The sequence below is a fragment of the Roseovarius atlanticus genome, assembly GCF_001441615.1.
Classification (GTDB): domain Bacteria; phylum Pseudomonadota; class Alphaproteobacteria; order Rhodobacterales; family Rhodobacteraceae; genus Roseovarius; species Roseovarius atlanticus.
The window spans coordinates 1-24625 of sequence record NZ_LAXJ01000015.1 but is presented as its reverse complement, the minus strand read 5'-3'; the positions used below and the strand labels follow the sequence as shown (position 1 = coordinate 24625).

The 24625-nt window shown below is 65.3% G+C and carries 25 protein-coding genes; 14 read left to right on the top strand and 11 right to left on the bottom strand.

Annotated elements, in window-relative coordinates:
- Together XM53_RS13730 and XM53_RS13725 are read left to right on the top strand one after the other, a co-directional pair.
- Positions 1-954, top strand: a 954-nt coding sequence (locus XM53_RS13730; RefSeq protein ID WP_456238906.1) for a phenylalanine--tRNA ligase subunit beta-related protein, incomplete at its 5' end; no start/stop codon positions are given.
- Positions 955-1091: 137 nt separating this feature from the next.
- The gene (locus XM53_RS13725; RefSeq protein ID WP_057794258.1) at positions 1092-1538 is read left to right on the top strand and encodes a YtoQ family protein; all 447 of its coding nucleotides are present in this window, start codon (positions 1092-1094) and stop codon (positions 1536-1538) included.
- Between the two features lie 132 nt (positions 1539-1670).
- On the opposite strand, the gene XM53_RS13720 is transcribed toward XM53_RS13725, so the two are convergent.
- Entirely contained in the window at positions 1671-2891 is a 1221-nt protein-coding gene (locus XM53_RS13720) for a HAMP domain-containing protein (protein WP_057794266.1), read from the bottom strand.
- A gap of 210 nt (positions 2892-3101) precedes the next feature.
- On the opposite strand from XM53_RS13720, the gene XM53_RS13715 reads away from it, so the two are divergent.
- A complete protein-coding gene (locus XM53_RS13715) occupies positions 3102-3770 on the top strand; it encodes a MarC family protein (protein WP_057794256.1) in 669 nt (222 codons plus the stop codon).
- A 781-nt stretch (positions 3771-4551) separates the two neighbouring features.
- Here XM53_RS13715 and XM53_RS13710 read toward each other — a convergent pair.
- The gene (locus XM53_RS13710; RefSeq protein ID WP_057794254.1) at positions 4552-6150 is read right to left on the bottom strand and encodes a phosphoenolpyruvate carboxykinase; all 1599 of its coding nucleotides are present in this window, start codon (positions 6148-6150) and stop codon (positions 4552-4554) included.
- A 399-nt stretch (positions 6151-6549) separates the two neighbouring features.
- On the opposite strand from XM53_RS13710, the gene XM53_RS13705 reads away from it, so the two are divergent.
- The 7 genes from XM53_RS13705 to XM53_RS13675 are packed head-to-tail and all read left to right on the top strand — an operon-like array spanning position 6550 to position 12004.
- Positions 6550-7251 (top strand): response regulator transcription factor, encoded by a 702-nt coding sequence (locus tag XM53_RS13705; protein ID WP_057794252.1) that lies wholly within the window; start codon positions 6550-6552, stop codon positions 7249-7251.
- Between the two features lie 11 nt (positions 7252-7262).
- Positions 7263-8981, top strand: coding sequence for a sensor histidine kinase (locus XM53_RS13700; RefSeq protein WP_057794250.1), 1719 nt, complete (start codon positions 7263-7265; stop codon positions 8979-8981).
- A 45-nt stretch (positions 8982-9026) separates the two neighbouring features.
- Positions 9027-9449 (top strand): HPr kinase/phosphorylase, encoded by a 423-nt coding sequence (locus XM53_RS13695; protein WP_057794248.1) that lies wholly within the window; start codon positions 9027-9029, stop codon positions 9447-9449.
- 13 nt (positions 9450-9462) lie between these two features.
- On the top strand, positions 9463-10398 hold the full coding sequence (gene rapZ / locus XM53_RS13690) for an RNase adapter RapZ (RefSeq protein ID WP_057794246.1): 936 nt from the start codon (positions 9463-9465) through the stop codon (positions 10396-10398).
- Positions 10395-10778, top strand: a complete 384-nt coding sequence (locus XM53_RS13685; RefSeq protein ID WP_057794244.1) for a PTS sugar transporter subunit IIA — start codon at positions 10395-10397, stop codon at positions 10776-10778. The genes rapZ and XM53_RS13685 overlap by 4 nt, the downstream gene beginning before the upstream one ends.
- Positions 10779-10809: 31 nt before the next feature.
- Positions 10810-11088: an HPr family phosphocarrier protein gene (locus XM53_RS13680; RefSeq protein ID WP_057794242.1), complete on the top strand. Its 279-nt coding sequence runs from the start codon at positions 10810-10812 to the stop codon at positions 11086-11088.
- A 7-nt stretch (positions 11089-11095) separates the two neighbouring features.
- Positions 11096-12004 carry a lysophospholipid acyltransferase family protein gene (locus XM53_RS13675; protein WP_057794240.1) on the top strand — a complete coding sequence of 303 codons (909 nt, stop codon included), beginning with the start codon at positions 11096-11098 and terminating at the stop codon, positions 12002-12004.
- Between the two features lie 191 nt (positions 12005-12195).
- Here XM53_RS13675 and petA read toward each other — a convergent pair whose 3' ends face one another.
- Together petA and XM53_RS13665 are read right to left on the bottom strand one after the other, a co-directional pair.
- Positions 12196-12771 carry a ubiquinol-cytochrome c reductase iron-sulfur subunit gene (petA, locus tag XM53_RS13670; protein ID WP_057794238.1) on the bottom strand — a complete coding sequence of 192 codons (576 nt, stop codon included), beginning with the start codon at positions 12769-12771 and terminating at the stop codon, positions 12196-12198.
- A complete protein-coding gene (locus tag XM53_RS13665) occupies positions 12771-13646 on the bottom strand; it encodes a 3-hydroxybutyryl-CoA dehydrogenase (protein ID WP_057794236.1) in 876 nt (291 codons plus the stop codon). The genes petA and XM53_RS13665 overlap by 1 nt, the downstream gene beginning before the upstream one ends.
- Positions 13647-13803: 157 nt before the next feature.
- Between XM53_RS13665 and XM53_RS13660 the strand changes: the two genes are divergently transcribed.
- Complete coding sequence (locus tag XM53_RS13660) at positions 13804-14640, top strand: DUF6473 family protein (RefSeq protein ID WP_057794234.1); 837 nt, start codon at positions 13804-13806, stop codon at positions 14638-14640.
- Positions 14641-14781: 141 nt separating this feature from the next.
- Here XM53_RS13660 and XM53_RS13655 read toward each other — a convergent pair whose 3' ends face one another.
- The 6 genes from XM53_RS13655 to XM53_RS13630 all read right to left on the bottom strand — a co-directional run bounded on the left by XM53_RS13655 (position 14782) and on the right by XM53_RS13630 (position 19160).
- Positions 14782-15711 (bottom strand): electron transfer flavoprotein subunit alpha/FixB family protein, encoded by a 930-nt coding sequence (locus tag XM53_RS13655; RefSeq protein WP_057794232.1) that lies wholly within the window; start codon positions 15709-15711, stop codon positions 14782-14784.
- Entirely contained in the window at positions 15712-16470 is a 759-nt protein-coding gene (locus tag XM53_RS13650) for an electron transfer flavoprotein subunit beta/FixA family protein (RefSeq protein WP_057794230.1), read from the bottom strand.
- A 188-nt stretch (positions 16471-16658) separates the two neighbouring features.
- A complete protein-coding gene (locus XM53_RS13645) occupies positions 16659-17231 on the bottom strand; it encodes a cob(I)yrinic acid a,c-diamide adenosyltransferase (RefSeq protein WP_057794264.1) in 573 nt (190 codons plus the stop codon).
- Between the two features lie 2 nt (positions 17232-17233).
- Positions 17234-17446 carry a twin transmembrane helix small protein gene (locus tag XM53_RS13640; protein ID WP_057794228.1) on the bottom strand — a complete coding sequence of 71 codons (213 nt, stop codon included), beginning with the start codon at positions 17444-17446 and terminating at the stop codon, positions 17234-17236.
- 108 nt (positions 17447-17554) lie between these two features.
- Positions 17555-18385, bottom strand: coding sequence for an SDR family NAD(P)-dependent oxidoreductase (locus tag XM53_RS13635; RefSeq protein ID WP_082631012.1), 831 nt, complete (start codon positions 18383-18385; stop codon positions 17555-17557).
- 61 nt (positions 18386-18446) lie between these two features.
- Positions 18447-19160 (bottom strand): SH3 domain-containing protein, encoded by a 714-nt coding sequence (locus XM53_RS13630; protein ID WP_057794226.1) that lies wholly within the window; start codon positions 19158-19160, stop codon positions 18447-18449.
- A 146-nt stretch (positions 19161-19306) separates the two neighbouring features.
- Here XM53_RS13630 and parC point away from each other — a divergent pair, with 146 nt between their 5' ends.
- Complete coding sequence (parC, locus tag XM53_RS13625) at positions 19307-21625, top strand: DNA topoisomerase IV subunit A (RefSeq protein WP_057794225.1); 2319 nt, start codon at positions 19307-19309, stop codon at positions 21623-21625.
- A 66-nt stretch (positions 21626-21691) separates the two neighbouring features.
- Positions 21692-22150, top strand: coding sequence for a YHS domain-containing (seleno)protein (locus XM53_RS13620; RefSeq protein WP_057794260.1), 459 nt, complete (start codon positions 21692-21694; stop codon positions 22148-22150).
- A gap of 100 nt (positions 22151-22250) precedes the next feature.
- Here XM53_RS13620 and XM53_RS13615 read toward each other — a convergent pair whose 3' ends face one another.
- Complete coding sequence (locus tag XM53_RS13615) at positions 22251-23633, bottom strand: cytochrome P450 (RefSeq protein WP_057794223.1); 1383 nt, start codon at positions 23631-23633, stop codon at positions 22251-22253.
- A gap of 153 nt (positions 23634-23786) precedes the next feature.
- Between XM53_RS13615 and XM53_RS23930 the strand changes: the two genes are divergently transcribed.
- Positions 23787-24455, top strand: coding sequence for a hypothetical protein (locus XM53_RS23930; RefSeq protein ID WP_057794221.1), 669 nt, complete (start codon positions 23787-23789; stop codon positions 24453-24455).
- Positions 24456-24625 lie beyond the last annotated feature (170 nt).

Below are 24625 nucleotides of genomic sequence, written 5' to 3'. Positions count from 1 at the left end.
CAGGCGGGCGTGCCCGAGCCGATCCTGAGCACCGCGCAGCAGCGCGAGCGGGCGGCGCGGCGCATGGCGGCGGCGCTAGGCTATAACGAGTGCGTCACCTACAGCTTCATCGACAAGGCGAGTGCGACGCTGTTCGGCGGGGGCGAAGATGCCACGATGCTGGCCAACCCGATCAGCAGCGAGATGAGCCACATGCGACCCGATCTGTTGCCGGGACTGTTGCAGGCCGCGGCGCGGAACCAGGCGCGGGGGGCGACGGACCTTGCGCTGTTTGAGCTGGGCCATGCGTTTCACGGTGGCGAGCCGGGCGAGCAGCATGTCCAGGTGAGCGGTATTCTGGTGGGCCGGACAGGACCGAAGGATGTGCACAAGGCGAGCCGTCCGGTGGATCTGTATGATGCCAAAGCGGATGCCGAGGCGATCCTGGGGGCGCTGGACGCACCGGCGAAGGTACAGATCCTGCGCGGCGCGTCCGAGTGGTGGCATCCGGGGCGGCACGGGATGATCTGCCTGGGGCCGAAGAAGGTGCTGGGCGTTTTTGGCGAGCTGCACCCGAAGGTTCTGCGCGAGATGGATGTGAAGGGGCCGGTCGTGGGCTTTACGCTGTATCCTGCCGAGATCCCGCTGCCGCGCAAAGCGGATGCCAACCGGGGTGCGATGACCGCCAGCGATCTGCAGGCGGTGGAACGCGATTTCGCCTTCGTGGTGGATGCCGACGTGGAGGCGCTGACGCTGGTCAACGCCGCCGCCGGGGCGGATAAATCCCTCATCGAGGATGTGCGCGTGTTCGACGAGTTCATCGGCGGCAGCCTGGGCGAGGGCAAGAAGAGCCTCGCGCTGACGGTGCGGTTGCAACCCACGGACAAGACGTTGAAGGACGCGGATATCGAGGCCGTATCGGCCAAGATCGTCGAGAAGGTCACGAAGGCGACGGGTGGCACGCTGCGCGGGTGAGATTGAATCGCGGTACGGCGCACGCGGAAGCGCGTGGGTTTTCACCCACCCTACGGTGGATGTCGTGCCGCGTTCGGCTTGTCATCCGGGGCGCGGGATGCAGATTGTGCGGCGACAATGAACAAGGAGGATAATAGATGCTGAGCGTATACCTTTCCGGCGAGATCCATACCGACTGGCGCGAGCAGATCATCGAGGGGGCCAAGGGCCTGGACGTGGAATTTTCCGCGCCGGTGACGGATCACGGGGCCAGTGACGATTGCGGCGTGGAGATCCTGGGCGCGGAAGAGAACAAGTATTGGCACGACCACAAGGGCGCGATGGTGAATGGGATCCGGACGCGCAAGGGCATCGAGGAGGCCGACGTGGTGGTCGTGCGGTTCGGCGACAAGTACAAGCAGTGGAACGCGGCCTTTGACGCAGGCTACGCCAGCGCGATGGGCAAGTCGCTGATCATTCTGCAGCCACCGGAGCATGACCATGCGTTGAAAGAGGTGGACGCCGCGGCGCTGGCCGTGACGCGCGAGCCGGGGCAGGTGGTTGATATCCTGCGCTATGTCCTGGAAGGGACGTTGCCGAAGTAATTGCGGCGTGGGATCGCGTGGGTTTTCACCCACCCTACGGTGCCAGCCGGGACGCGAGACCGGCAGGGGCGTTGCCGAATTGGTTCCGGCCTTCGCTGAGATAGGCGTGGCGCCCTGCATTACGGGGCAATGTCACGCCTCGGGCTTGCGGTCTTCGGGTTGCAGGCGGCGCACGAGGTTGCCGCAGGTTTCCACGATGCTTTGCAGGCGCTCCTCGAGCCGGGTCATTTCCAGCATCGAGCCCTTGAGCGTCTCGCTTTGGTCGCCGATATCCGCCAGCTTGCGGAACACCTCCTCGGACGAGGCGATCTTGGCCTCGGCATCGGCGACGACGGCGCGCAGGGACTCGAGCAATTCGGCGGCCGAGGCGGTCTCGGTCTCGGGCAGGGCGGCGTCAAGCTCAGCGATCTGGCCGCGCACAGCGGCGAACCATTCGTTCGACAGGCGCGGCTCGCGCTTGGCCGAGATCATGGCGTCGCGTTCCAGGCGGCGTACGTCCGAGACCACGCGGTCGATCGAGCCGCGCAGATCGCTTTGCAGCGCGATGACGTCGTCATTGACGGCAACCACCTTGGCCAGCACGGCGTCCAGTTCGCCGATGATGGTCGAAATGCGGTCGAGAAAGAGGTTGAGGTCGCGGGCCAGCACGCCGAATTCGTCGGATGTGCGGATCTCGGCCCGGTGGCCGAGGCTGCCATAGGCGCGGGCGAGCCTGCTGACGGTTGAGCGCAGTTCCATCAGCGGCTCCAGTCGGGCGCGCAGGATCAGGAACAGAAGGAACGAGTGCAGCACGATCTTGCCTGCCGAAAGGGCCGCGGTCAGGCGCACGTCCTCGGCCCAGAGTGCGAAGTCGCGGGCGAGGTAGTTGCGCACGGTGACGGTGCCGAGCGTATCACCGACCTCGGCCTGCGTGTGGCAGGCAAGGCAGAAGGCCTCGGCCTCGACATCGACGCTGGAGACGCGGAAATTGCCCTCGGGCCAGTCCTCTGCCGGAATACCCACCGGAGTGAAGCCGAAGCCCTCCTCGATCGAGGCCACGGTGACCGGGGCGGGTTCGATGGCGATGACGTAGCCCAGATCGGACCAGTTGGTCTCGAGGATGGGATACATGGTGCGGGCGGCCACCGGCCCGCCTTCGTTGCGCATGATCGAGCGCACGTTGTCGGCCAGGTCCTCGGCCACGACCTGGGCCTCGTCCTCGCCGTTGGCGACGTAGTTGTAATAGACGAGCGCGGCCTTGAGCGAAAACTCAAGCACGGTGACGATGACGAGGATGATGAAAAAGTCCCGGATCATGTGGATCAGGAACGACTTGTCGAAACGTCCGATAGAGGGGTTGTCGTCGCTCAGCATCCCCATGCCCCCGATGAACCCGTTGCCGTTGAACTAGTACGGGGGCGCAGAAAGAGTAGCTGAATTGAGTATCGGCCCTTGCGGAAACGGCGGCTCGGGGCAGTCGCGACACTTTCAAAACCGGGCGGCTTTGCGTAAGCATCATGGGGCGGGCCGCCCGGGCGCCGCCGGGCGTTCGCGCACCGCCACCGACCTGAGAGGCACCGCGCCATGGACTGGGCCGCCCTTGCACGAGAACTGGTGACGCTGATCGTCGTGATCGACCCGGTTGGGTCGATCCCGGTCTTCCTTTTCGCGGTGCAGGGTGTGCCGCGTGCGCTGCACCGGCGTTTCGCGCTGCGGGCGGTGGCGATTGCGGCGCTGGTGCTGCTGGCGTTCCTGGTGGGCGGGCAATTCCTGCTGGAATCGCTTGGGCTGCGGCTGGGGTCGTTCCAGATCGCGGGCGGGATCATCCTGTTTCTGTTCGCGCTGACGATGATTTTCGGAGAGTCGAAGCCCGCGCGCGAAATCGAGGAGGCCGAGCGCGACCACCTGGCGGGCGCGGTCTTTCCGCTGGCGATGCCGTCGATCGCGTCGCCCGGGGCGATGCTGGCCATCGTGATCCTGACGGACAACGACACCGCCTCGCTGACTGACCAGGCCATTACGGCGGCGCTGCTGATGGTGGTGCTGTTGTTGACACTGGGGCTGTTGCTGGCGGCGACCTATGTGCACCGGGTGATCGGCAGTACCGGGGCCAGCGTGATCAGCCGGGTGATGGGGATCGTGCTGGCGACCATCGCGGTGGACGCGGTGCTGGGCGGGTTCGATGCGCTGGGGGTGATGGAGGTGGCGCCGCCGCCGGTGGAGAGCCCGTTGACCAAGGGTGCGCCGCGGTAGTGGCCGGGCGCGTGGGTTTTCACCCACCCTACGGTATGAACGTGGCGCCGCCGGTGGAGAGGCGGTTGACCAAGGGTGCGCCGCGGTAGTGGTGGAGCGCGTGGGTTTTCACCCACCCTACGGTATGGACGTGGCGCCGCCGGTGGAGAGGCGGTTGATCAAGGGCGCGCCGCAGTAGGGTGGCGGGGCGCGTGGGTTTTCACCCACCCTACGGTAGGGGCGTGGCGCCGCCGGCGATGGAGAGCCGGTTGACCAAGGGTGCGCCGCGGTAGGGTGGCGCGCCGCGTGGGTTGTCACCCACCCTACGGTATGGACGCGCCGCCGCCGGAGGGGAGTCCATTGACGACGGCGTCGCCACGGTAGTGGTGCTCCGCCTGGGGTGTCACCCACCCTACGGTATGAACGCGCCGCCGCCGCCGGTGGAGAACCCGTTGACCAAGGGTGCGCCACGGTAGGGGGGTGGCGCGTGGGTTTTCACCCACCCTACGGTAGGAACGTGGCGCCGCCGGTGGAGAGTCCGTAGACCAAGGGTGCGCCGCGGTAGTGGCGGAGCGGGTAGGGTTTTGAATCGCGACGGGGAGACGCGTGGGTTTCACCCACCCTACGCGCGCGAAGCTCCGGGACTGGGGCATGAGGTCCCGGATCAAGTCCGGGACGGGCGGTGTGACGTCCGGCGCGGAGACGCGCCGCGCAAGCGCGTGGCAGCCACAAACGCCCGCCATCAAAAGCCCCCGCACCAGAGGCGCGGGGGCGGTTTCGGCCCGGTCGGGACATGTGCGCCTTAGCCGATGGCGGCGGCTTTCACGTCCTCGTCGATATAGGGCACGTACTGCTCGAAATTGTCGGCGAACATCTTGACCAGTTTCTCGGCCTGCGCGTCATAGGCGTCGCCGTCGTCCCATGTGCGGCGCGGGTCCAGCAGGACCTCGGGCACGCCGGGCGCGCTGACTGGGACCTCGAAGCCGAAATTGGGATCCTTGCGGAACTCGACCTCGTTCAGGGAGCCGTCCAGCGCGGCTGTCAGCAGGGCGCGGGTGGCCTTGATCGGCATCCGCTCGCCGGTGCCGTAGGCGCCGCCGGTCCAGCCGGTATTGACCAGCCAGCAGGTCGCGCCGTGCTTGGCGATCTTTTCGCGCAGAAGGTTGCCGTAGACCTCGGGGCGGCGCGGCATGAAGGGCGCGCCGAAGCAGGTGGAAAAGGTCGGCTCGGCCTCGGTCAGGCCACGCTCGGTTCCGGCGACCTTGGCGGTGAAGCCCGACAGGAAGTGGTACATCGCCTGCGCCGGGGTCAGGCGCGCGATGGGGGGCAGGACGCCGAACGCGTCGCAGGTCAGCATGATGATGTTCTTGGGATGCCCGCCAAGCGCGGTTTCCGAGGCGTTGGAAATATAGCTCATCGGGTAGGCGCAGCGCATGTTGGCGGTAAGGCTGTCATCCTCGAAGTCGAGTTCGAGCGTTTCCTCGTCATAGACCATGTTCTCGATCACGGTGCCGAACTTCTCGGTCGTGGCATAGATCTCGGGCTCGGCCTGCGGGTCGAGGTTGATCGTCTTGGCATAGCAGCCGCCCTCGAAGTTGAAGGTGCCGCGGTCGGACCAGCCGTGTTCGTCATCGCCGATCAGCGTGCGGTCGGGATCGGCCGAAAGCGTGGTCTTGCCGGTGCCCGAAAGGCCGAAGAAGATGGCGGTGTCCACGGGGTTGCCGTTGGCGTGGTTGGCCGAGCAGTGCATCGGCATGATGCCTTTTTCCGGCAGCAGGTAGTTCAGCACAGAGAAGACCGATTTCTTGTTCTCCCCGGCGTATTCGGAGTTGCCGATCAGGATCAGCTTGCGGTCGAAGTTGATGGCGATCACGGTTTCCGACACACAGCCGTGCTTGGCCGGGTCGGCCTTGAAGCTGGGACAGTTGATGACGGTGAAATCGGCGGTGAAGCTGTCGAGCGCCTCGCGTTCGGGACGGCGCAGCATGTGACGGATGAAAAGGCCGTGCCACGCGAGTTCGGTGACCATGCGCATGTTGATCGAATGGGCCGGGTCGGCGCCGCCCACGAGATCCTGCACGAAGTAATCGCGGCCCTGCATGTGGGCGACCATGTCGGTATAGAGCTGGTCGAAGGCCTCGGGCGACATCGGCGCGTTGTTTTCCCACCAGATGTGTTCGGCGACGCTGTCGGTCTTGACGACATGCTTGTCCTTGGGCGAGCGGCCGGTGAACTGGCCGGTGGAAACGAGGAAGGTGCCGCCCTTGCCGAGACGTCCCTCACCCTTGCGCAGGGCCGCTTCGATCAGGGCGGGTTCGATCAGGTTGTAGTGAACTTCGCCCAGTCCGGTGATGCCTTGATCCTCGAGGGTGAAGTTGGGATTGACCCGTCCTGCTGACATGCGTGCGCTCCTTGAGTTCCGGCCGTCCGCCCTTGGTGGCGGGGCTGGCCATGCAGGTCCGCCGATTTCGGCGGTGAGAAACCGGCGCGTGCCGGCCGTTTCGCCGGCGTCTTAACATGACGGTTTTATGATTGAACAGGACGCAAATGCACAGTTAGCGCAATCAAACCGGGCGTTAGCGCCACCATGCCTGTCGTTAGCGCCATCATGGGCGCGCCGCCGCCATGGGTCTGCAACCGCCGGCCGGTAAAGTGAGTCAATTTAGCCATTCCTAAGACATTTTCGCGTCAGATGGTCGGGAAAGCCCGGCTGATTCGCAGTTTGGGATTGATTAAAAAGCCGAAAACGGCCCATAGTACCCGAAAAAAGCAGGCAACCGAGCAGTACAAGGAAATCATAATGTCGAAAATCGCCCTTGTGGACGATGACAGAAATATTCTGACATCGGTCTCCATGACTCTTGAGGCAGAGGGCTTCGAGGTCGAAACCTACAACGACGGTCAGCAGGCCTATGAAGCATTCAGCAAGAAGCTGCCCGATATGGCGGTGCTGGATATCAAGATGCCGCGTATGGACGGGATGGACCTGTTGCAGCGGCTGCGGCAGAAATCGGCGATGCCGGTGATTTTCCTGACCTCCAAGGACGACGAGATCGACGAGGTCTTGGGCCTGCGAATGGGCGCGGACGATTACGTCAAGAAACCGTTCAGCCAGCGTTTGCTGGTGGAACGTATCCGCGCGCTGTTGCGCCGGCAGGATGCGGTGGACGGCAACGTGGTGGCCGACACCGAGGACACCAAGGTGATCGAGCGCGGCGAGCTGCGCATGGACCCCTTGCGCCACGCGGTGTCGTGGAAAGGCCAGGATGTGTCGCTGACGGTGACGGAATTCCTGCTGTTGCAGGCGCTGGCGCAGCGACCCGGTTTCGTCAAGAGCCGCGACCAGCTGATGGACGTGGCCTATGACGACCAGGTCTATGTGGACGACCGGACCATCGACAGCCATATCAAGCGCCTCCGCAAGAAACTGCGGATGGTGGACCCGGAATTTTCGGCCATCGAAACGCTGTACGGGATCGGGTATCGTTACAACGAGGAATGATGGCCTGAGACATGGCATTGGCGGAGGGGTTCCAGGTGCGCGATCACACGCTGAATGACGATGACGGCGTCGTTCTTGGCGATGATTTCGTGGCGCCGGAAAACGTGGTCGAGGAAGAGGTCCGGATGCGCCGCGCGCGCCGGGGCTATTTCGGCGGCGGCGGCGGGTCGCTCACGCGCAAGATCATCACCTTCAACCTGATCGCGCTGAACGTGCTGGTGGCGGGGATCCTCTATCTCAATTCGTCGCGCGACGGGTTGGCGCAGCAGCACGCCGACGGGCTGCAAAGCGATGTGGAGCTGATTGCCGACGTGTTCGAGGCGCAGTTGCCCGAAGGCGCGCCCGTCAGCCTTGTGGCGATGGACGGGCTGGATGTCGCGGGCACGCTGGAGGGCCTGGACGTGCAGCAGGGGGTGCAGGTGCTGGTCTATGACCGCGCGGCCCAGCTGGTGGGCCGGACCGAAGGACACCTGGCGCGCCCGGGTGCGGATGTCCCGGACAAGCCCACGGTGATCACGGATGCGCTGAACCACGTGTGGAACTGGGTGTCGGCCCCGTTTTCGGCAATCTTGGTGAATGAAACGGAAATCAGCGTGGAGACGCTGGCGCAGGGGCTGGTCGAGGACGCGCTGGACGAAGGCACTCAAGTGGGCCGCGGCGACGACGACGGGTCGACCATTTTCGCGGTGGCGACACCGATCATGCAGGGCGACCGGCCGGTGGGCGTGGTCGCGCTGTCGAGCGCGTCGGGCGAGATCGACAAGCTGAGCCGGATGGAGCGCGAGCGCGTGTTGCAGATGTTCCTGGTGGCGACGCTGGTGTCGGTCGGGCTGTCGCTGATCCTGGCCTCGACCATTGCAAACCCGCTGGCCGAGCTGGCCGCTGCCGCCGAGGTGGGCGGCGCACGCAACCGCCAGGGCGGCAAGAATGGCGGCGGGCGCGTCCGCATCCCGGACCTGACCGCGCGGCCCGACGAGATCGGGCGTCTTAGCGGCGCGTTGCGCGGGATGGTGACGGCGCTGTACCACCGCATCGACGGCAACGAGCAGTTCGCGGCGGACGTGGCGCACGAGATCAAGAACCCGCTGGCGTCCTTGCGCAGCGCCGTGGGCACGATGCGGGTGGCCAAGCGCGAGGACCAGCGCGAGAAACTGCTGAACGTGATCGAGCACGACGTGCGTCGGCTCGACCGGCTGGTGAGCGATATCTCCAACGCCTCGCGTCTGGACAGCGAACTGGTGCGCGAGGAACAGGAAGCCTTCGACCTGATTCAGATGCTGGACAACCTGGCGCATTACCTGGGCGAACAGGCGCAGCAGAAGGGCGTCGAGTTCATCACCGATTTTCCCAAGGACCCGATCGTCATCATGGGGCTGGAGGCGCGGTTGGCGCAGGTTTTCGTGAACCTGATTACCAACGCCACCTCGTTCTGCGAGGAAGGCGACGCCATTCGCCTGTGGGCCCGCAAGCGTGAAAACCGCGTGGTCGTGGTGGTCGAGGATACCGGGCCGGGCATCCCCGAACAGGCGCTGACCAAGATCTTCAACCGCTTCTATTCGCAGCGCGACGCCAATGATTTCGGCAACAATTCGGGCCTTGGCCTGTCGATCTCGAAGCAGATCGTCGAGGCGCATGAAGGCGTGATCTGGGCCGAGAACATCCGGCCCACCGATGCCGACGTCACTTCGGACCCGTTGGGGGCGCGCTTTGTCGTGGGTTTGCCGGTCTGATCGCGCAGGTGCGGCGTGCGGGGCGCGCGGTGCCGGACCAGTTTCATGACCGACACGGAGACTCTCCACGCCACCTGTGTCGCCATGGCAGACCGCGCGGTGCTGATCCGCGGGGCGTCGGGCAGCGGCAAATCCGGGCTGGCGCTGGAGCTTCTGGCGCTGGGCGCGGGATTGGTGGCGGACGACCGCACGGTGGTTTGGGCGGAGGGCGAAACGCTCTGGGCCGACGCGCCGGACACGATCCGAGGGCAGATCGAGGCGCGGGGCGTGGGTATCCTTTCGGCGCCGGCGCAGGGGCCGTGCAAGGTTGCGCTGGTCGTGAATATGGACGAGGTTGAGACCGAGCGCCTTCCCCAAGCCCGCACGGCGCGGCTGATGGGCATCGCCTTGCCTGTCATTAACAAATCCGAGAGCGCCCATTTTCCTGCCGCGGTGGCAGTATATCTAAGGGGCGAGCGGCTGGAATGAGGAGTGGCCCGCGATGTCGGCAGGCCCGGTAAGCAACAGATTGGTTCTGGTGACCGGCCCGTCGGGGGCCGGGCGCACCACGGCGATCCGTGCGCTGGAGGACATGGGGTTCGAGGCGATCGACAACCTGCCGCTGTCCCTGCTGCCGCGCCTGATCGAAGGCAACGGACCGGACAAGCCGCTGGTTCTGGGCGTGGACACGCGCAACCGCGATTTCTCGACCAACGCGCTGATCGAGGTGATCGACACGCTGAGTGCGGATGCGACGGTGCAGTTGCAGGTGCTTTACGTCGACAGCAGCGCCGAGGTTCTGACGCGCCGGTTTTCCGAGACGCGCCGACGCCACCCGCTGGCCCCCGCCGAGACGCCGGATGCGGGGATCGCGCGGGAGTTTGACCTGCTCGGCCCGATCCGGGCGCGGGCGGATATCCTGATCGACACGTCCGAGCTGTCGCCGCACGATCTGCGCGCGGAGTTGTCACGCTGGTTCGCGCCGGGAGACGGCGGGCAGATGTCGGTCTCGGTTCAGTCGTTTTCCTACAAGCGCGGGCTGCCGAGGGGCCTGGACATGGTGCTGGATTGCCGGTTCCTGCGGAACCCCTATTGGGAGGCCGGCCTGCGCGGGTTGACCGGGCAGGACGCGCAGGTGCGGGCTTATGTGGGCGGCGATCCTATGTTCGAGGGGTTTGCGGACCGCGTGGGCGATCTGGTGCGGCAGCTCTTGCCGGCCTACAAGGCGGAAGGCAAGGCGTATCTGGCGATCGGCTTTGGCTGTACCGGCGGGCAGCACCGCAGCGTCACGATGGCAGAAACCTTGTCCGAGACCCTTGCAGAGGCGGGCTGGCAGGTGTCTATAAGGCATCGCGAACTGGAACGGCGCGGCTTGCTTGTGCCGTCAGGCCCCGGCGCAGCGGCCGAGGCAGCGAAGGAAAGGGACATCGGAGCGTGATCGGGATCGTGATCGTGGCACATGGCGGCCTGGCGCAAGGCTATCTGAAGGCGATCGAGCACGTCGTCGGCAGCCAGTCCGGTATCCGCGCCATCCCGATCGAGGGCGATTTCGACCGCGGCGAGAAACAGGACGAGATCTGCCGGGTGGCCGACGAGGTGGATACGGGCGACGGCGTTCTGATCGTGGTGGACATCTTTGGCGCGTCGCCGGCCAACCTGTCGCTCAAGGCGTGCCAGCCGGAGAACCGGCGCATCCTTTACGGGGCGAACCTGCCGATGCTGCTGAAGCTGGCCAAGAGCCGCGACCTGCCGGTGCCCGAGGCCGCGCGTGCCGCGCTGGATGCCGGCCGCAAGTACATAGACAGCCACACCCCGTGATGCGGGCAGACCCGGAAAGACCAAGACCGACATGACAGACACCGTCACCCGCGAGATCAAGATCGTCAACGAGAAGGGGCTGCACGCGCGCGCGGCGGCCAAGCTGGTGGAGGTGGTCGAGGGATTCGACGCGCAAGCCGAGGTCAGCCATGATGGGCAGACCACGGGCGCGGACAGCATCATGGGCCTTTTGATGTTGGCAGCGTCACGCGGAACGACTATTGACGTGCGAGCCTGGGGGCCCGACGCCGAGGCGCTGGCGGATGCCGTGAGCGCGTTGGTGGCCGACCGGTTCGGCGAGGACATGTAGGCGCGCGATGCGCGGCGGAACGGGAACAGACCACGTGGCGGACAAGGCGCAGGATCAGAGCGGCGAGGCGCAGCCCGGATCGGTCAATTTCACCAAGTATGACCGGCGCAGTCTGACCTATGCCAATTCTTTCGACAGCCCGGCCACGGCCTTTACCATTCGGGCGATCGAGTGGGTCACCGGCAAGCTGACGATCATCAAGATGATCAAGGCGTTCGAAAAGCGCGGCGCGCCCACGGGCCAGCCGTTCTGGCGGGCGGCGCTGGATACGATGGGTATCCCGCTGCTTACGTCGCAGGAGCAGATCGACAATATCCCCGAGACCGGGCCGGTGGTGGTCGTGGCGAACCATCCGCACGGGTTGGTCGATGGCATGATCCTGGCCGACCTGATCGGACGGCGGCGGACCGATTACAAGATCCTGACGCGGGCGCTGCTGACGGGGATCGACGAAGTGGCGGCGTCCTACATGATTTCGGTGCCGTTCCCGCACGAGCCCGACGCGCAGCGCAAGTCGGTGGAAATGCGCGCCAAGGCGATGGCGCACCTCAAGGAAGGCGGCGCGATCAGCGTATTCCCGTCGGGTGTGGTGGCGTCGTCGGACAGCCTGTTCGGGCCGGTCAAGGAGCGGGAGTGGAACGTATTCACCGCGCAGATGATCCGCCGGTCGGGGGCAACGGTGGTGCCGATCTACTTCCCCGGCGCCAATTCACGGGCCTACCAGATGGCAAATTGCATCTCGGCGACGCTGCGCCAGAGCCTGTTGCTGCACGAGGTGGTGCGGGGGTGCAACCATCCGCAGAAGCCGGTGGTGGGCAAGCCGATCACGCCGGAGCAGATGGAGCTTTTGGACAAGGACCCGCGCGGGTTCATGGCGTGGTTGCGCGAGCATACGTTGAGCCTGGGCGAGGGGTGAAGGTACGCGTGGGTTTTAACCCACCCTACGCAAGGTGCCGGGCGTGGGTTTTCACCCACCCTACGGATGTGACGCGCGGGTTCATGGCGTGGCTGCGCGAGCATACGTTGAGCTTGGGCGAGCGGTGACGTCGGGTCGCAAGAGTTTCATGCCTCCGGCGGGAGTATTTCGGGAACAGTGAATGCGATGGCTTATCCGGGCGGTGGAGTCAGCCCGAAGGCCGAAAACACGTCCATTTCCCGCCCGTCATCGGTGATCCTCGCGGGGACAGTCCGCATGTTCCTGGCGGCTGGTCCCCTGCGAATGCGGCCTGCCATGTCGAAATGCGAACCGCCGCAGGGGCAGAAAAAGCCGCCGAAATCGCCATGTTGTGCCAGCGGTATACATCGGAAACGGGGGCAGACGTTCCAGATCGCGAGCCATTTGTGATCGACCGTTCTGTTCCGGTCATAGGGCAGCAGGAGTTGCCCGGACCAGCCGCGCTGGGGCCTGCGATCGCGCCAGTCGTCGGAGACGTCTTGCGCCAGCGCCCGTTCGGTCTGCTCCGCGTTGCGGTGCCAGATCAGCAGGGGCCGGCCGCTGATCTTGAAGGTTCTGGTCTCGCCTTCCGGAACATCCGCCAGCGGAAGTCGCGGGCTTTCACGAGTCGCAACGATGTCCGCGGTCGTGCCGGTCGCGCGGAAAAGTCCGGTCGCTCCTGCGGCCAGCGTGACGGCCCCGGCACCGGCGGTCAGAGTGTAGAGAAAAGACCGGCGGAGCGCATTCATTACCGCGTGGGCACGGGCTCGTCGCCGCGGTAATCGTAGAAGCCACGACCGGTCTTGCGACCCAGCCAGCCGGCCTCGACATATTTCGTCAGCAGCGGGCAGGGGCGGTATTTGGTGTCCGCCAGCCCGTCGTGCAGTACGTTCATGATGGCAAGGCAAGTGTCCAGCCCGATGAAATCCGCCAGCTCCAGAGGGCCCATCGGGTGGTTGGTGCCGAGCTTCATCGACGTGTCGATGGAGGTAACGGAGCCGACGCCTTCGTAGAGGGTATAGACCGCCTCGTTGATCATGGGCATCAGGATGCGGTTAACGATGAAGGCGGGGAAATCCTCGGAACTGGCGGCGGTCTTGCCGAGCTTTTCCACGACGGCGAGGCAGGCGTCGTAGGTGGGCTTGTCGGTGGCGATGCCGCGAATGAGTTCCACCAGTTGCATGACCGGCACGGGGTTCATGAAGTGGAAGCCCATGAATTTCTCGGGGCGGTCGGTGCGGCTGGCCAGCCGGGTGATCGAGATCGACGAGGTGTTCGACGTGAGGATCGTGTCGGGGCCGAGATGCGGCACCAGATCCTCGAAGATGGCCTGTTTGACGGTCTCGCGCTCGGTGGCGGATTCCACGACGAGGTCGGTCTTGCCCAGTTCGGGCAGGTCGAGCGTGGTGGTGATGCGCGACAAGGCGGCATCGCGGTCCTCGGCCTTCATCTTGTCGCGACTGACCATGCGGTCCATGTTCGACTTGATCACGCCGAGGCCCTTGTCCAGCGCCTCCTGGTTGATGTCGTTGAGCAGGACGTCATAGCCCGCGACGGCCATCACATGCGCGATTCCGTTGCCCATCTGTCCGGCGCCGACGACGCCCACCTTGCGGATGTCCATGCAGGTCCCTTTCGCTTTTGCGACACCATATGCCCCGTGCCGAGGGCGCTGCAAGGGAAAGCGGACGTTAAAATTCTGGGCGAATTGAGCGTTTAACGGAATCGCAAGACCTGCGGCCCAAAGCTGGCGATTGGGTGAGTATAATGAGGTGGGCGTGATGTCCTTTCATGGCAAGGGCCGCTGGAAAGCGGCGCCGGAGGCGTGCCGGTACGGGGCGTCGAAGCTGGCGTTTCGGGGGCCGAAGCGGAGCCTCACGAATGAATATGTGGCGTTCCTTGGCGGGACCGAGACCTATGGCAAGTTCGTCAGCCGGCCCTTCGCGCAAGGTATCGAAGCGGCGACGGGCGTGGCGTGCGTGAACCTTGGCCAGCCCAATGCGGGCATCGACGTAATGCTGGGCGATCCGGGCCTGACGCGCATCGCGTCCGGGGCGGCGGCAGTGGTCTTGCAAGTGCCTTGCGCGGCGAACCTGTCAAACCCGTTCTACAAGGTGCATTCGCGGCGCAACGATCGGTTCCTGCGGGCGGAAGCGCCGTTGCGGGCGCTGTTCCCGGAGGTGGATTTCACCGAGTTCAGTTTCACGCGGCACATGCTGATGCATCTGCATACCGTCTCTGCGGAGCGGTTCGATGACGTGCGGCAGGGATTGAAGCAGGCGTGGAGTGATGGAATGCGGCGCCTGATTGCGGAGATCCGGGCGCCCGTGATCCTGTTGTGGTGTTCCGAACGCGACCTGGACCGGGATGACGACAGGGTCGAGGCGCGGTGCGAGCCGGTTTTGGTGGGGCGCGAGATGGTCGTGGCTTTGCAGCGGCACGCGGTGGCGTTCGTGGAAGCCGGCAAAGTGGCGCGAGACGGTCAAGGCGTGGGGTTTCACCCACCCTACGCGGCGGGGGGCGAACGGGACGCGCCACGGGATCTGCCGGGGCAGGCGGCGCATGACGCGGTGGCGGAGGCGTTGATCCCGGTTCTCGCGGGGGTGTTGGACCCGTGAGCGCTTGCAGTCGGAGGCGCGTGGGTTTTCACCCACCCTACACCCGTGAGCGAGGAGGAATGGTCGGGCGCGGGTTGCGGCCGTCCAAACGAAAAGACCCGCCACGGGGGCGGGTCAGTTCGATGTCATGTGCGGGACGGATTAGCCGAGTTTTTCGGTCAGTTCCGGCACGGCGGTGAAGAGGTCGGCCACGAGGCCGTAATCGGCGACCTGGAAGATCGGCGCTTCTTCGTCCTTGTTGATGGCGACGATGACCTTGGAGTCCTTCATCCCCGCAAGGTGCTGGATCGCGCCCGAGATGCCGACGGCGATATAGAGGTCGGGGGCCACGACCTTGCCGGTCTGGCCGACCTGCCAGTCGTTGGGGGCATAGCCCGAGTCCACGGCGGCGCGGGACGCGCCCACGGCGGCGCCGAGCTTGTCGGCGAGGTTCTCGATCAGCTTGAAGTCGTCTTGCGAACCGACACCGCGGCCACCGGAGACGACGATGCCGGCCGAGGTCAGCTCGGGGCGGTCGGATTCGGCGACCTTGTCCTCGACCCATTCCGAAAGGCCGGGGTTGTCGGCGGCGGAAATGGTCTCGACCGAGGCCGAGCCGCCGTCGCTGGCGGCATCGAAGGTCGAGGTGCGGAAGGTGACGACCTTCTTGGCGTCGGAGGATTTCACCGTCTGGATCGCGTTGCCGGCGTAGATCGGACGCTCGAACGTGTCGGCGTCGACAACGCCCGAGGCGTCGGAGATCACCATTACGTCAAGAAGGGCGGCCACGCGGGGCATGACGTTCTTGGCGTCGGTGGTGGCGGGGGCCACGATATGCTCGTAGTCATCCGCGAGCGACACGATGAGCGCTGCGGTGGATTCCGCCAGGCGGTGGCCCAGCGAGGGATCCTCGGCCACGAGGACCTTGGAGACACCGTCGATCTTGGCGGCGGCCTCCCCGGCGGCGGCGGCAGAGCCCCCGGCGCAGAGCACGGTCACGTCGCCCAGTTGCTTGGCGGCGGTGACGGCCTTGGCGGTGGCGTCGAGCGCCAGTTCGCCATCGTTGACTTCGGCAAGAAGAAGTACAGACATTTACACGGCCCCCGCTTCTTTGAGTTTGGCGACAAGTTCGTCGACCGATCCGACCATTTCGCCGGCCTTGCGGGCCTCGGGCTCTTCGGTCTTCACGATTTCGAGGCGCGGCGCGACGTCGACGCCGTAATCGGCGGCGGTTTTCTCGTCGAGCGGCTTTTTCTTGGCCTTCATGATGTTCGGCAGCGACGCATAGCGCGGCTCGTTCAGGCGCAGGTCCACGGTGACGATCGTGGGCATCTTGACCTTGATCGTCTGCAGACCGCCATCGACCTCGCGGGTGATCACGGCATTGTCGCCGTCGATGTCCAGCTTGGAGGCGAAGGTGCCCTGGGACCAGCCCAGCAGGGCCGACAGCATCTGGCCGGTGGCGTTCATGTCGTTGTCGATGGCCTGCTTGCCGGCGATCACGAGGCCGGGTTCTTCTTCCTTGACGACGGCGGCGAGGATCTTGGCGACGGCCAGCGGTTCGATATCGGTGTGCACGTCGTCGGCGGCCTCGACCAGGATGGCGCGGTCTGCGCCCATGGCCAGCGCGGTGCGCAGGGTTTCCTGCGCCTGCTTGACGCCGATGGACACGGCGACGACCTCATCGGCCTTGCCGGCCTCTTTCAGGCGAATGGCCTCTTCGACGGCGATTTCGTCGAACGGGTTCATCGACATTTTGACATTGGCAAGATCGACGCCCGATCCGTCCGCCTTGACGCGGACCTTCACGTTGTAGTCGATCACGCGTTTGACAGGCACGAGCACCTTCATCGGCATGGTCTCCCTAAAAAATTGCGCAGAGCCGCTGTGATGCGACCCCGCCTCTTGCTCTGGGGCGTTAGATACAGAACTGTTAGCCGGGGAAACAGGGTAAAATCGTCACGTTTCCGACTTGCGACGTCGCGTTTCCGGTGCGGTGCGGCGATTCTTGCCTGGCTTGCCCGGCGCGTTGCACGGCATCAGCGGTTGGCGCCCGGAGTCCAGAGCACGTCGTCGCGGCCCGAATCGTTGGCCATGCGGGCGGCGACGAAGAACCAGTCGCTGAGGCGGTTGAGGTATTTCACCGCCGCCGGGTTCACGTGTTCCATCGTGGCCAGTTCCACCGTCAGCCGTTCGGCGCGGCGCGAGACGGTGCGGCAGAGATGCAGATGTGCCGAGAGCGCAGACCCGCCGGGCAAGATGAAGCTGCGCAGGGGTTCGAGCACCTTGTTCATCGTATCGATCTCGGATTCCAGGCGCGCGACCTGGCTGTCGACCATGCGCAGCGGCGTGAATTCCGCCTTGTCGTCGTTTTCCATGTCCGGGCGGCAGAGATCGGCGCCGAGATCGAAAAGGTCGTTCTGGATACGCGCGAGGGCGGCGTCGGTTTCGCCCTCGGCATGAAGGCGGGCAAGGCCCGCGGTGGCGTTCACCTCGTCCACGGTGCCGTAGGCGGTGACGCGCATGGAGTGCTTGGCCACGCGACACCCGTTGCCGAGCGCGGTTTCGCCGTGATCGCCGGTTTTGGTGTAGATCTTGTTGAGAACGACCATGTTCATTCACCTCCCATTTGGCGGCGGATATAGACGAAAAGCAGGATCAGGACCACCGCGATGAACTGCGCGATGATGCGCCAGCGCATGAACTTGTTCGAGCGTTTGGCGTTGTCGATGCCTTCCTTGCCGAAGTTGGAAATGCCCAGGATGAGGATGACGCCGACCACCGCGCAGGCGAGGGCGACGATTATGAAGAGGGGGTCGTTGAGCATGTCGGTTCCGTGGTTTGTCTGGTTTTGGGCGACGTAGCCCGCATGGGCGGAAAGGCGAATAGGCCATGGTGACGCAAGCAGGCGCGCAGGCCCGCACGAGGCGTCTCGCTAGAGCCGGGCCTGGATCCAGTCGAGGGCGCGTGTGGGCAGGATGCGCCGCAACGCGTCGAGCAGATAGGTGGGTGTGGTCACGTAATACCGTGGCCGGGGGCGGGGTGATTCCAGCGCATGGGTCAGTTTCCGGGCGACGGCGGTGGCGGGCAGCTCGAACGTGTCGGGGCCGCCGGCGTTATAAAGCCGGGGCAGCAGGCGCTTTTCATAGAGCGATCGGGCGGGCGCATTTTCCCAGTCGATCCAGCGTTCGAAATGGGGGATCGAGTTTTCCCGGATCTTGGACGTGACCGGCCCCGGTTCGATCAGGATGATGTGGAGGGGCGTGTCGCGCATCTCGATCCGCATTGTGCTGGTCAGCCCCTCAAGCGCGTGCTTGGTGGCGTTGTAGGCGCCGCGCATCCGCAGGGTGGCGAAGCCGAGCACCGAGGAGTTCTGCACGATCCGGCCATGCCCCTGGGCGCGCATCACCGGGATGACCTGGCGGGTCAGCTCGTGCCAGCCAAAGAAATTGGCCTCGAAGATGGCGCGCAGGGCGTCTGTGGGCAGATCCTCGACCATGCCGGGACAGCCGAAAGCGCCGTTGTTAAAGAGCGCATCGAGCGTGCCGCCCGTAGCATCGAGCACTTCGGTAAGGCCCGAGGCGATGGTGGCGGGATCCTGGTAGTCGATCAGCGGGCTGTCGAAGCCTTCGGCGCGCATCCGGTCGCAATCGGCGGCTTGGCGGCAGGACGCGAAGACGCGCCAGCCGCGGGCGCGCATGTGGTGGGCGGCCTCGTATCCGATGCCGGAGGAAGAGCCGGTAATGAGAAGCGTGCGCATTGTCATGCGCGGACCTTGGCGCGGTCCGCGGCCATATGCAATCGTTCTGACGGGGGCGTGGGCCGTGCTATTGGGCCGGTTCGCTGACCAGCCAGTCGGCCATCCAGCCGATTTCGCCGGTGTCGACCACCTCAAGCTCCAGCCAGCCGTTGCCGGGCGCGCTGAGCACGGCCACTTCGGCGCCTTCGTCGAGCGAGCCGAGGCGGGCGTAATCCGTGCCGGGACCGCCGCGCATGTTGGCCGAGGTGGCGGTGACAAAGCGCAGGTCCATGCCGGAACTGTCGGCGCGAGCGGAGCGGGCCGCCGCCTCGGCCTCGCGGCGCAGCTTGGCCTGCGAGGCCTGCTGTTCGAAAAGCTCGATCGCGCCGGGCCAGTCGCGCCGCACGTCTTCGGCTGCTTCGCCGCCGTCTTGAAGTGCGGCCAGCACGGCGTTGTCCTCGCTGGTCTCAGGCTGCGTCAGGAAGCGGGCCTTGTCTTCGACCCGTTCGGTGCGGGCGGTTTCCTGCGCCGCGCCGGCCTCGGCCATCTCGCCGATGGAGGCCAGTGTGATCTGGAAACGCTCGGGTTTTTGTGCTGTGGGGACTTCGATCTGTTCGGGTTCGGCGCGGGGAGCCGGATCGGCGGCGGCGGTGCGGGTCTCGGACGCCTCGGCCGGGGCCGGGTCGGGCTGGTTCCACTGCGCCTGAATCGAGTTGGCGCCGGGTGCATAATCGGCGCCGCCGCTCATCTCCCAGAAGGCGAAGGCGAGGAAAGCGAATGTCACAAGAATAAAGCGCCACATCGGGCCAAGCCCCCCAAAATCACAATCTTTTGCATTAACCGGATAACCTAATTTACACGATTCGGTTCCGTGCGGCATGGGAAAAGGTGCGGAATCTGCCCAACCTGTGCTTTACCTGCGCAAGGGCGGGGGATATCACAGCATCTATGAGTGATTTGGTCGATGACCCCAATATAGGCCCCGAAGATGGTGGCAAATCCGTGGCGGAGCCGCTGCGCCGCGCCATCGGCGAGCGCTATCTGACCTATGCGCTGTCGACCATCATGCACCGCGCCTTGCCGGACGCGCGCGACGGGCTGAAGCCGGTGCACCGGCGGATCCTGTTTGCAATGCGCGAGCTGCGGCTTTCGGCGACGGGGGGCTTCCGCAAGTCGGCGAAGATCAGCGGCGACGTGATGGGCAATTATCATCCGCATGGCGATGCCGCGATCTATGACGCGATGGCGCGTCTGGCGCAGGATTTCAACGTGCGCTACCCGCTGGTCGACGGGCAAGGGAATTTCGGCAATATCGACGGCGACAACCCGGCCGCCAGCCGGTACACCGAGGCGCGGCTGACCATCGTGGCCGAGGCCCTGCTGGAGGGGCTGAACGAGAACGCGGTCGATTACCGTGACAATTACGATGGCACGTTGACCGAGCCTGTGGTGCTGCCGGCGCAGTTTCCGAACCTGCTGGCCAACGGGTCGAGCGGGATCGCGGTGGGGATGGCAACCAACATTCCGCCGCACAATATCGCGGAACTGGTGGATGCGTGTCTGCACCTGATCAAGACGCCGGACGCGAGGGATGACACGCTGCTGAATTACGTGCCGGGGCCGGATTTTCCGACGGGCGGCATTATCGTGGAGCCGGCCGAGGCCATCGCGCAGGCCTATCGGACGGGCAAGGGCGGGTTCCGGCTACGGTGCCGCTACGAGGTGGAGGATCTGGGGCGCGGGCAGTGGCAGATCGTGGTCACGGAAATCCCCTATCAGGTACAGAAATCCAAGCTGATCGAGAAGCTGGCGGAGGTCATCCAGACCAAGAAGGTGCCGATACTGGCGGATGTGCGGGATGAGAGCGCAGACGACATCCGCGTGATCCTTGAGCCTCGTTCGAAGAACGTGGAGCCCGAGGTGCTGATGCAGTCGCTCTATCGCAACTCGGACCTGGAAGTGCGGTTCAGCCTGAACATGAACGTGCTGATCGACGGGGTGACCCCCAAGGTCTGTTCGATGAAGGAAGTGCTGCGCGCGTTCCTGGATTTCCGGCGAGAGGTTTTGATCCGGCGCAGCGAGCACCGGATGGAGAAGATCGACCACCGGCTGGAGGTGCTGGAAGGGCTTATCGTGGCCTTCCTGAACCTCGACCGGGTGATCGACATCATCCGTTATGACGACGATCCCAAGGCGGCGCTGATGCGCGAGGATTGGGGGCGGGAGTTCGTCCGCGCCCGGGACGAGGCGGATTACGTGCCGCCTGCCGAGGGTGGCGAGGACGGGCTGACCGAGGTGCAGGCCGAGGCCATCCTTAACATGCGGCTGCGCAGCTTGCGGCGGCTGGAAGAGATCGAGCTGGTCAAGGAGCGCGATGCCCTGATGGAAGAGCGCGCCGGGCTGGAGGACCTTCTGGACAGCGAGGGGCTGCAGTGGGACGCGATCTCGGACCAGCTGAAAGAGGTGAAGAAGAAATTCGGCAAGGAGTATGAGGGCGGCGCGCGGCGCACCACCTTTGCCGAGGCGGGCGAGGTCGAGGAGGTGCCGCTGGAGGCGATGATCGACCGCGAGCCGATCACCGTGGTCTGTTCCAAGATGGGGTGGATCCGGGCCATGTCGGGGCATATCGACCTGGACCGCGAATTGAAGTTCAAGGATGGTGACGAAGGGCGGTTCATCTTCCATGCCGAGACGACCGACCGGCTGTTGGTGTTCGGCACGAACGGACGGTTCTATACGCTGAGTGCGGCCAACCTGCCCGGCGGGCGGGGGATGGGCGAGCCCTTGCGCCTGATGGTGGACCTGCCGAACGAGTCGGATATCGTGGCGATCTTTATCCACAAGCCGGGCCGGAAATTGCTGGTGGCGTCCTCGGCGGGTGACGGGTTCATCGTGCCCGAGGACGAGGTCGTGGCGCAGACACGCTCGGGCAAGCAGGTGCTGAACGTGCGCGAAGGTGTGCGGGCGCAGGTGTGCCGGGCGGTCACGGGCGATCACGTTGCTTGCGTGGGCGAGAACCGCAAGGTGCTGATCTTCCCGCTGGACGAGTTGCCCGAGATGGGCCGCGGCAAGGGCGTGCGGTTGCAGAAATACAAGGATGGCGGGTTGTCGGATGCCACGACCTTCACTTTGGCCGAAGGGCTGAGCTGGCTTGATCCGGCGGGTCGGACACGCACCGAGACGGCGCTGGAGGAATGGACCGCGCGGCGCGCGGGCGCGGGGCGCATGGCGCCACGGGGGTTTCCGCGTAACAACCGTTTCACCTGAGATTGATTTGTCGTGTGCGGGGGGTGCCGCTTAGCTTGCTTGCAGATGGATGCAAGGAGGATGGACATGCTTTTGACACGACGGGTATTGATCGCAAGCGGCGCGGCGGCTCTGCTGGCAAGGCCGGTGATGGCCGATGAGCCGCGCTGGTACCAGAACCGGGCCTATGCGGCGGATGGCGCGGACGTGGTGGCGTATTTCGGGCTGGAACCGGGGGCCAACGGGGTGGCCGGCTCGGACAAGTTCGTGACCGAATGGAACGGCGCGAAGTGGCGATTTTCGTCGGCCGAGAACCAGGCGGCGTTCGAGGCGAACCCGCAGAAATATGCGCCGGCCTTTGGTGGGTATTGCGCCTGGGCAGTCTCGCAGGGCTACACCGCGCATGGCGACAAGGATGCGTGGACGGTGCATCAGGGCAGGCTTTACCCCAATTACAACAAATCGGTGCGTCAGCGTTGGTTGGGGGATGTCCCCGGCAACGTGTCAAAGGGCGAGGCGAACTGGCCGACGGTCTTGGGCGGCTAGCGTCGGGGTGCGTGGGTTATCACGCGCCAGAGTGGTGGGTTTTCACCCACCAAAGAGGTGGGTTTTCACCCACCCTACGCCACGTTAGCGCGCGGCATGGTCAGGCCACGGAGGCCGGTTGGGGCGTTGAGACCGGCTCGGCCTCGAGCCAGACGCCGCCTTCGGGGCGCAGGGTGAGGATCATCACCGGGTCCGGGTCGCGGCCCGCGACCGGGGTGAAGCGGAAGCGGTTCAGGAGGGTGCCGAGGATGATCACCGCCTCTTGCAAGGCAAAGCTGGCGCCGATGCAGATGCGCGGGCCGTCGCCGAAGGGCAGGTAGGCGTAGCGTTCGACCGCCTTGCGGTCGGCAAATCGGTCGGGGCGGAAGGCGTCGGGATCGTCCCACAGCATGTGATGGCGGTGCAGCGCGTAGATCGGCAGGATCACAGTATCGCCCTTGCGGATCTCGCGCCCGCACAGCGTGTCGTTGGCCATGGCGGTGCGCGACACCATTCCGGCGGGCGGGTAGAGGCGCAGGGCCTCGTCGATGATCTGGCGCATGAAGGGGAGTTTTTCCACGTGCTCGCCCGTCACGGGGCCTTCGCCGCAGACCGCGCGGAGTTCGGCGCGGGCGCGGTCCTGCACGCTCTGGTCGAAGGCGCAGAGGTAGAGCGACCAGCCCAGGGTGAGCGCCGTGGTCTCGTGGCCGGCGACGATGAAGGTCAGCAGGTTGTCGCGCAACTCGGCCGTGTTCATCTGGCGCTTGGTCTTGGGGTCTTCGCCGTCCATCAGCAGGTCGAGCAGGTCGGGCACGCCCTCTGGCCCACGCTGGCGCCGGGCCTCGATCGCCTCGTCGGCGATGCGGCGCATCTCGCCCACGGCATTGCGCGAAAAGATCAGGCGGCCGGGGCGTGGCACCCAGTCGGGTGCGCCCAACACGTCCAGGAGGGAGATCTTGCCGGCCTCGGAGATGTAGGCGTCGATGCCGCGATGCACCGCGTCGGCGTCGAACATGCCGTCGCCGGAAAAGGTGACGTCGGCGATGACGTCGAAGGTCGTGCGCACCATGTCGGCGGCCATGTCGATGGCGCGGGGGCCGGCCTGGGCCACGCGGTCGGCGCTGCGCTGGGCGGCGGCGGTCATGATCGGGGCAAGGTTCATGACGTTGCGGTGCGAGAACACCGGCGCGGCTGTGCGCCGCTGCCAACGCCAGTGCGCGCCTTCAGCAATGAAGAGGGACTCGCCGATGGCGGGTTTGAGCAGATTCTTGGTGACCATTGACTTGGGATAGGTATCGACCCGCTCGAGCAGCATTTCGCGGATCGCGCCGGGATCCATCACCATGTGCCAGCGCTTGCCGGTGCGCCCGGACACCATGGGCTGGCGGGTGGCCAGTTCGGGGATGATGCTGAGCACGTTGCGCCGGGCGGCGCCAAGGCTGCCGAGGATACCCATCGGCTCGGTGACGAGGGGGACTTTGACGGGAGTGTCGGCGTGGGACATGGGGACTCCGGTGATGCTCGTGTCAAACATAGGCGCGGCAAGGGCAGGCGGCAAACCTGCGGCGGAAATCTGCGGCAATATGGGGCAGGGCGGGAATTGCCAGCGGCGGACGGCCTTGCTATCGCTGAAAGGGGACGGATTGGGGGGACGAGGATGCTGCGACGACTGGCCTTGGGGCTGATGGTTGCCGGGGTGGCGGCCTGCACGCGGGTGGACGACCTTGACGAGGTGCCGGTCTACCTCGGCAATTTCCATTTGGGGTATAACGTCGTCGCGGCACCCAACCTGCAAAAAGGTCCGTTCTCGCGCGAGGCCAGCAAGTCGGCGTGGATCGCGGCAATGAAGCAGGCGGTCGATGCGCGGTTCTCGCGGCAGGAGGGCACGCGGCTTTATCACTTGGGGATCACGCTGGAAGCCTATGTTCTGGCGCGGGCCGGCATCCCGGTGGTGGCGGCGCCGAAGTCGGTGCTGGTGCTGAAGGTCACGGCCTGGGACGACGCCAAACAGGCGCGACTGAACGAGACGCCGGAACTGATCACCGTGATCGAAAGCCTGTCGGGGGATACGGTCGTGGGATCGGGCCTGACGCGGACGGCCGAGGAACAGATGCAGGAGTTGACCGCGAAGGCGGCCAAGCTGATCGAGAATTGGCTGGTGCGGCAGAACAATGCCGAAGGCTGGTTCGAGGATGACGGCAGGCCCGCACGCTACAAGGCCAAGGCGCGGGCCGCAGAAGCGCGGGCCGCGGCCTCGCAGGAAGAGCAGGCGCAGGCAGCGGCCAAGGCGGCGTTGGAAAAGGTTGGGGCGCAGGCGGCGGAGTAGGGCGACCTTCCGCACAGCCCGCGCGGGGCGTCGGAAAGACGCATGAAGCGCTTGATTTTCCCGGTTGAAGCCAATAAATGCGCGGCCAGTAGCAATTCGGGCCACGCAAGGCCCCCAATAGGATAAGGCGCCCCACGAGATGGCAAAGGAAAAGTTTGACCGTTCGAAAC

Excerpts from the sequence above, each read along its gene's own strand:
- XM53_RS13720 (WP_057794266.1), bottom strand. The coding sequence starts at position 2,891 with ATGCTGAGCGACGACAACCCCTCTATCGGACGTTTCGACAAGTCGTTC.
- XM53_RS13725 (WP_057794258.1), top strand. The coding sequence starts at position 1,092 with ATGCTGAGCGTATACCTTTCCGGCGAGATCCATACCGACTGGCGCGAG.
- XM53_RS13655 (WP_057794232.1), bottom strand. The coding sequence starts at position 15,711 with ATGTCTGTACTTCTTCTTGCCGAAGTCAACGATGGCGAACTGGCGCTC.
- XM53_RS13660 (WP_057794234.1), top strand. The coding sequence starts at position 13,804 with ATGTCCTTTCATGGCAAGGGCCGCTGGAAAGCGGCGCCGGAGGCGTGC.
- XM53_RS13620 (WP_057794260.1), top strand. The coding sequence starts at position 21,692 with ATGCTTTTGACACGACGGGTATTGATCGCAAGCGGCGCGGCGGCTCTG.
- XM53_RS23930 (WP_057794221.1), top strand. The coding sequence starts at position 23,787 with ATGCTGCGACGACTGGCCTTGGGGCTGATGGTTGCCGGGGTGGCGGCC.
- XM53_RS13705 (WP_057794252.1), top strand. The coding sequence starts at position 6,550 with ATGTCGAAAATCGCCCTTGTGGACGATGACAGAAATATTCTGACATCG.
- XM53_RS13700 (WP_057794250.1), top strand. The coding sequence starts at position 7,263 with ATGGCATTGGCGGAGGGGTTCCAGGTGCGCGATCACACGCTGAATGAC.
- XM53_RS13695 (WP_057794248.1), top strand. The coding sequence starts at position 9,027 with ATGACCGACACGGAGACTCTCCACGCCACCTGTGTCGCCATGGCAGAC.
- XM53_RS13715 (WP_057794256.1), top strand. The coding sequence starts at position 3,102 with ATGGACTGGGCCGCCCTTGCACGAGAACTGGTGACGCTGATCGTCGTG.
- XM53_RS13640 (WP_057794228.1), bottom strand. The coding sequence starts at position 17,446 with ATGCTCAACGACCCCCTCTTCATAATCGTCGCCCTCGCCTGCGCGGTG.
- XM53_RS13675 (WP_057794240.1), top strand. The coding sequence starts at position 11,096 with ATGCGCGGCGGAACGGGAACAGACCACGTGGCGGACAAGGCGCAGGAT.
- petA (WP_057794238.1), bottom strand. The coding sequence starts at position 12,771 with ATGAATGCGCTCCGCCGGTCTTTTCTCTACACTCTGACCGCCGGTGCC.
- rapZ (WP_057794246.1), top strand. The coding sequence starts at position 9,463 with ATGTCGGCAGGCCCGGTAAGCAACAGATTGGTTCTGGTGACCGGCCCG.
- XM53_RS13630 (WP_057794226.1), bottom strand. The coding sequence starts at position 19,160 with ATGTGGCGCTTTATTCTTGTGACATTCGCTTTCCTCGCCTTCGCCTTC.
- XM53_RS13680 (WP_057794242.1), top strand. The coding sequence starts at position 10,810 with ATGACAGACACCGTCACCCGCGAGATCAAGATCGTCAACGAGAAGGGG.
- XM53_RS13645 (WP_057794264.1), bottom strand. The coding sequence starts at position 17,231 with ATGGTCGTTCTCAACAAGATCTACACCAAAACCGGCGATCACGGCGAA.
- XM53_RS13650 (WP_057794230.1), bottom strand. The coding sequence starts at position 16,470 with ATGAAGGTGCTCGTGCCTGTCAAACGCGTGATCGACTACAACGTGAAG.
- XM53_RS13710 (WP_057794254.1), bottom strand. The coding sequence starts at position 6,150 with ATGTCAGCAGGACGGGTCAATCCCAACTTCACCCTCGAGGATCAAGGC.
- XM53_RS13615 (WP_057794223.1), bottom strand. The coding sequence starts at position 23,633 with ATGTCCCACGCCGACACTCCCGTCAAAGTCCCCCTCGTCACCGAGCCG.
- parC (WP_057794225.1), top strand. The coding sequence starts at position 19,307 with ATGAGTGATTTGGTCGATGACCCCAATATAGGCCCCGAAGATGGTGGC.
- XM53_RS13635 (WP_082631012.1), bottom strand. The coding sequence starts at position 18,385 with ATGACAATGCGCACGCTTCTCATTACCGGCTCTTCCTCCGGCATCGGA.
- XM53_RS13665 (WP_057794236.1), bottom strand. The coding sequence starts at position 13,646 with ATGGACATCCGCAAGGTGGGCGTCGTCGGCGCCGGACAGATGGGCAAC.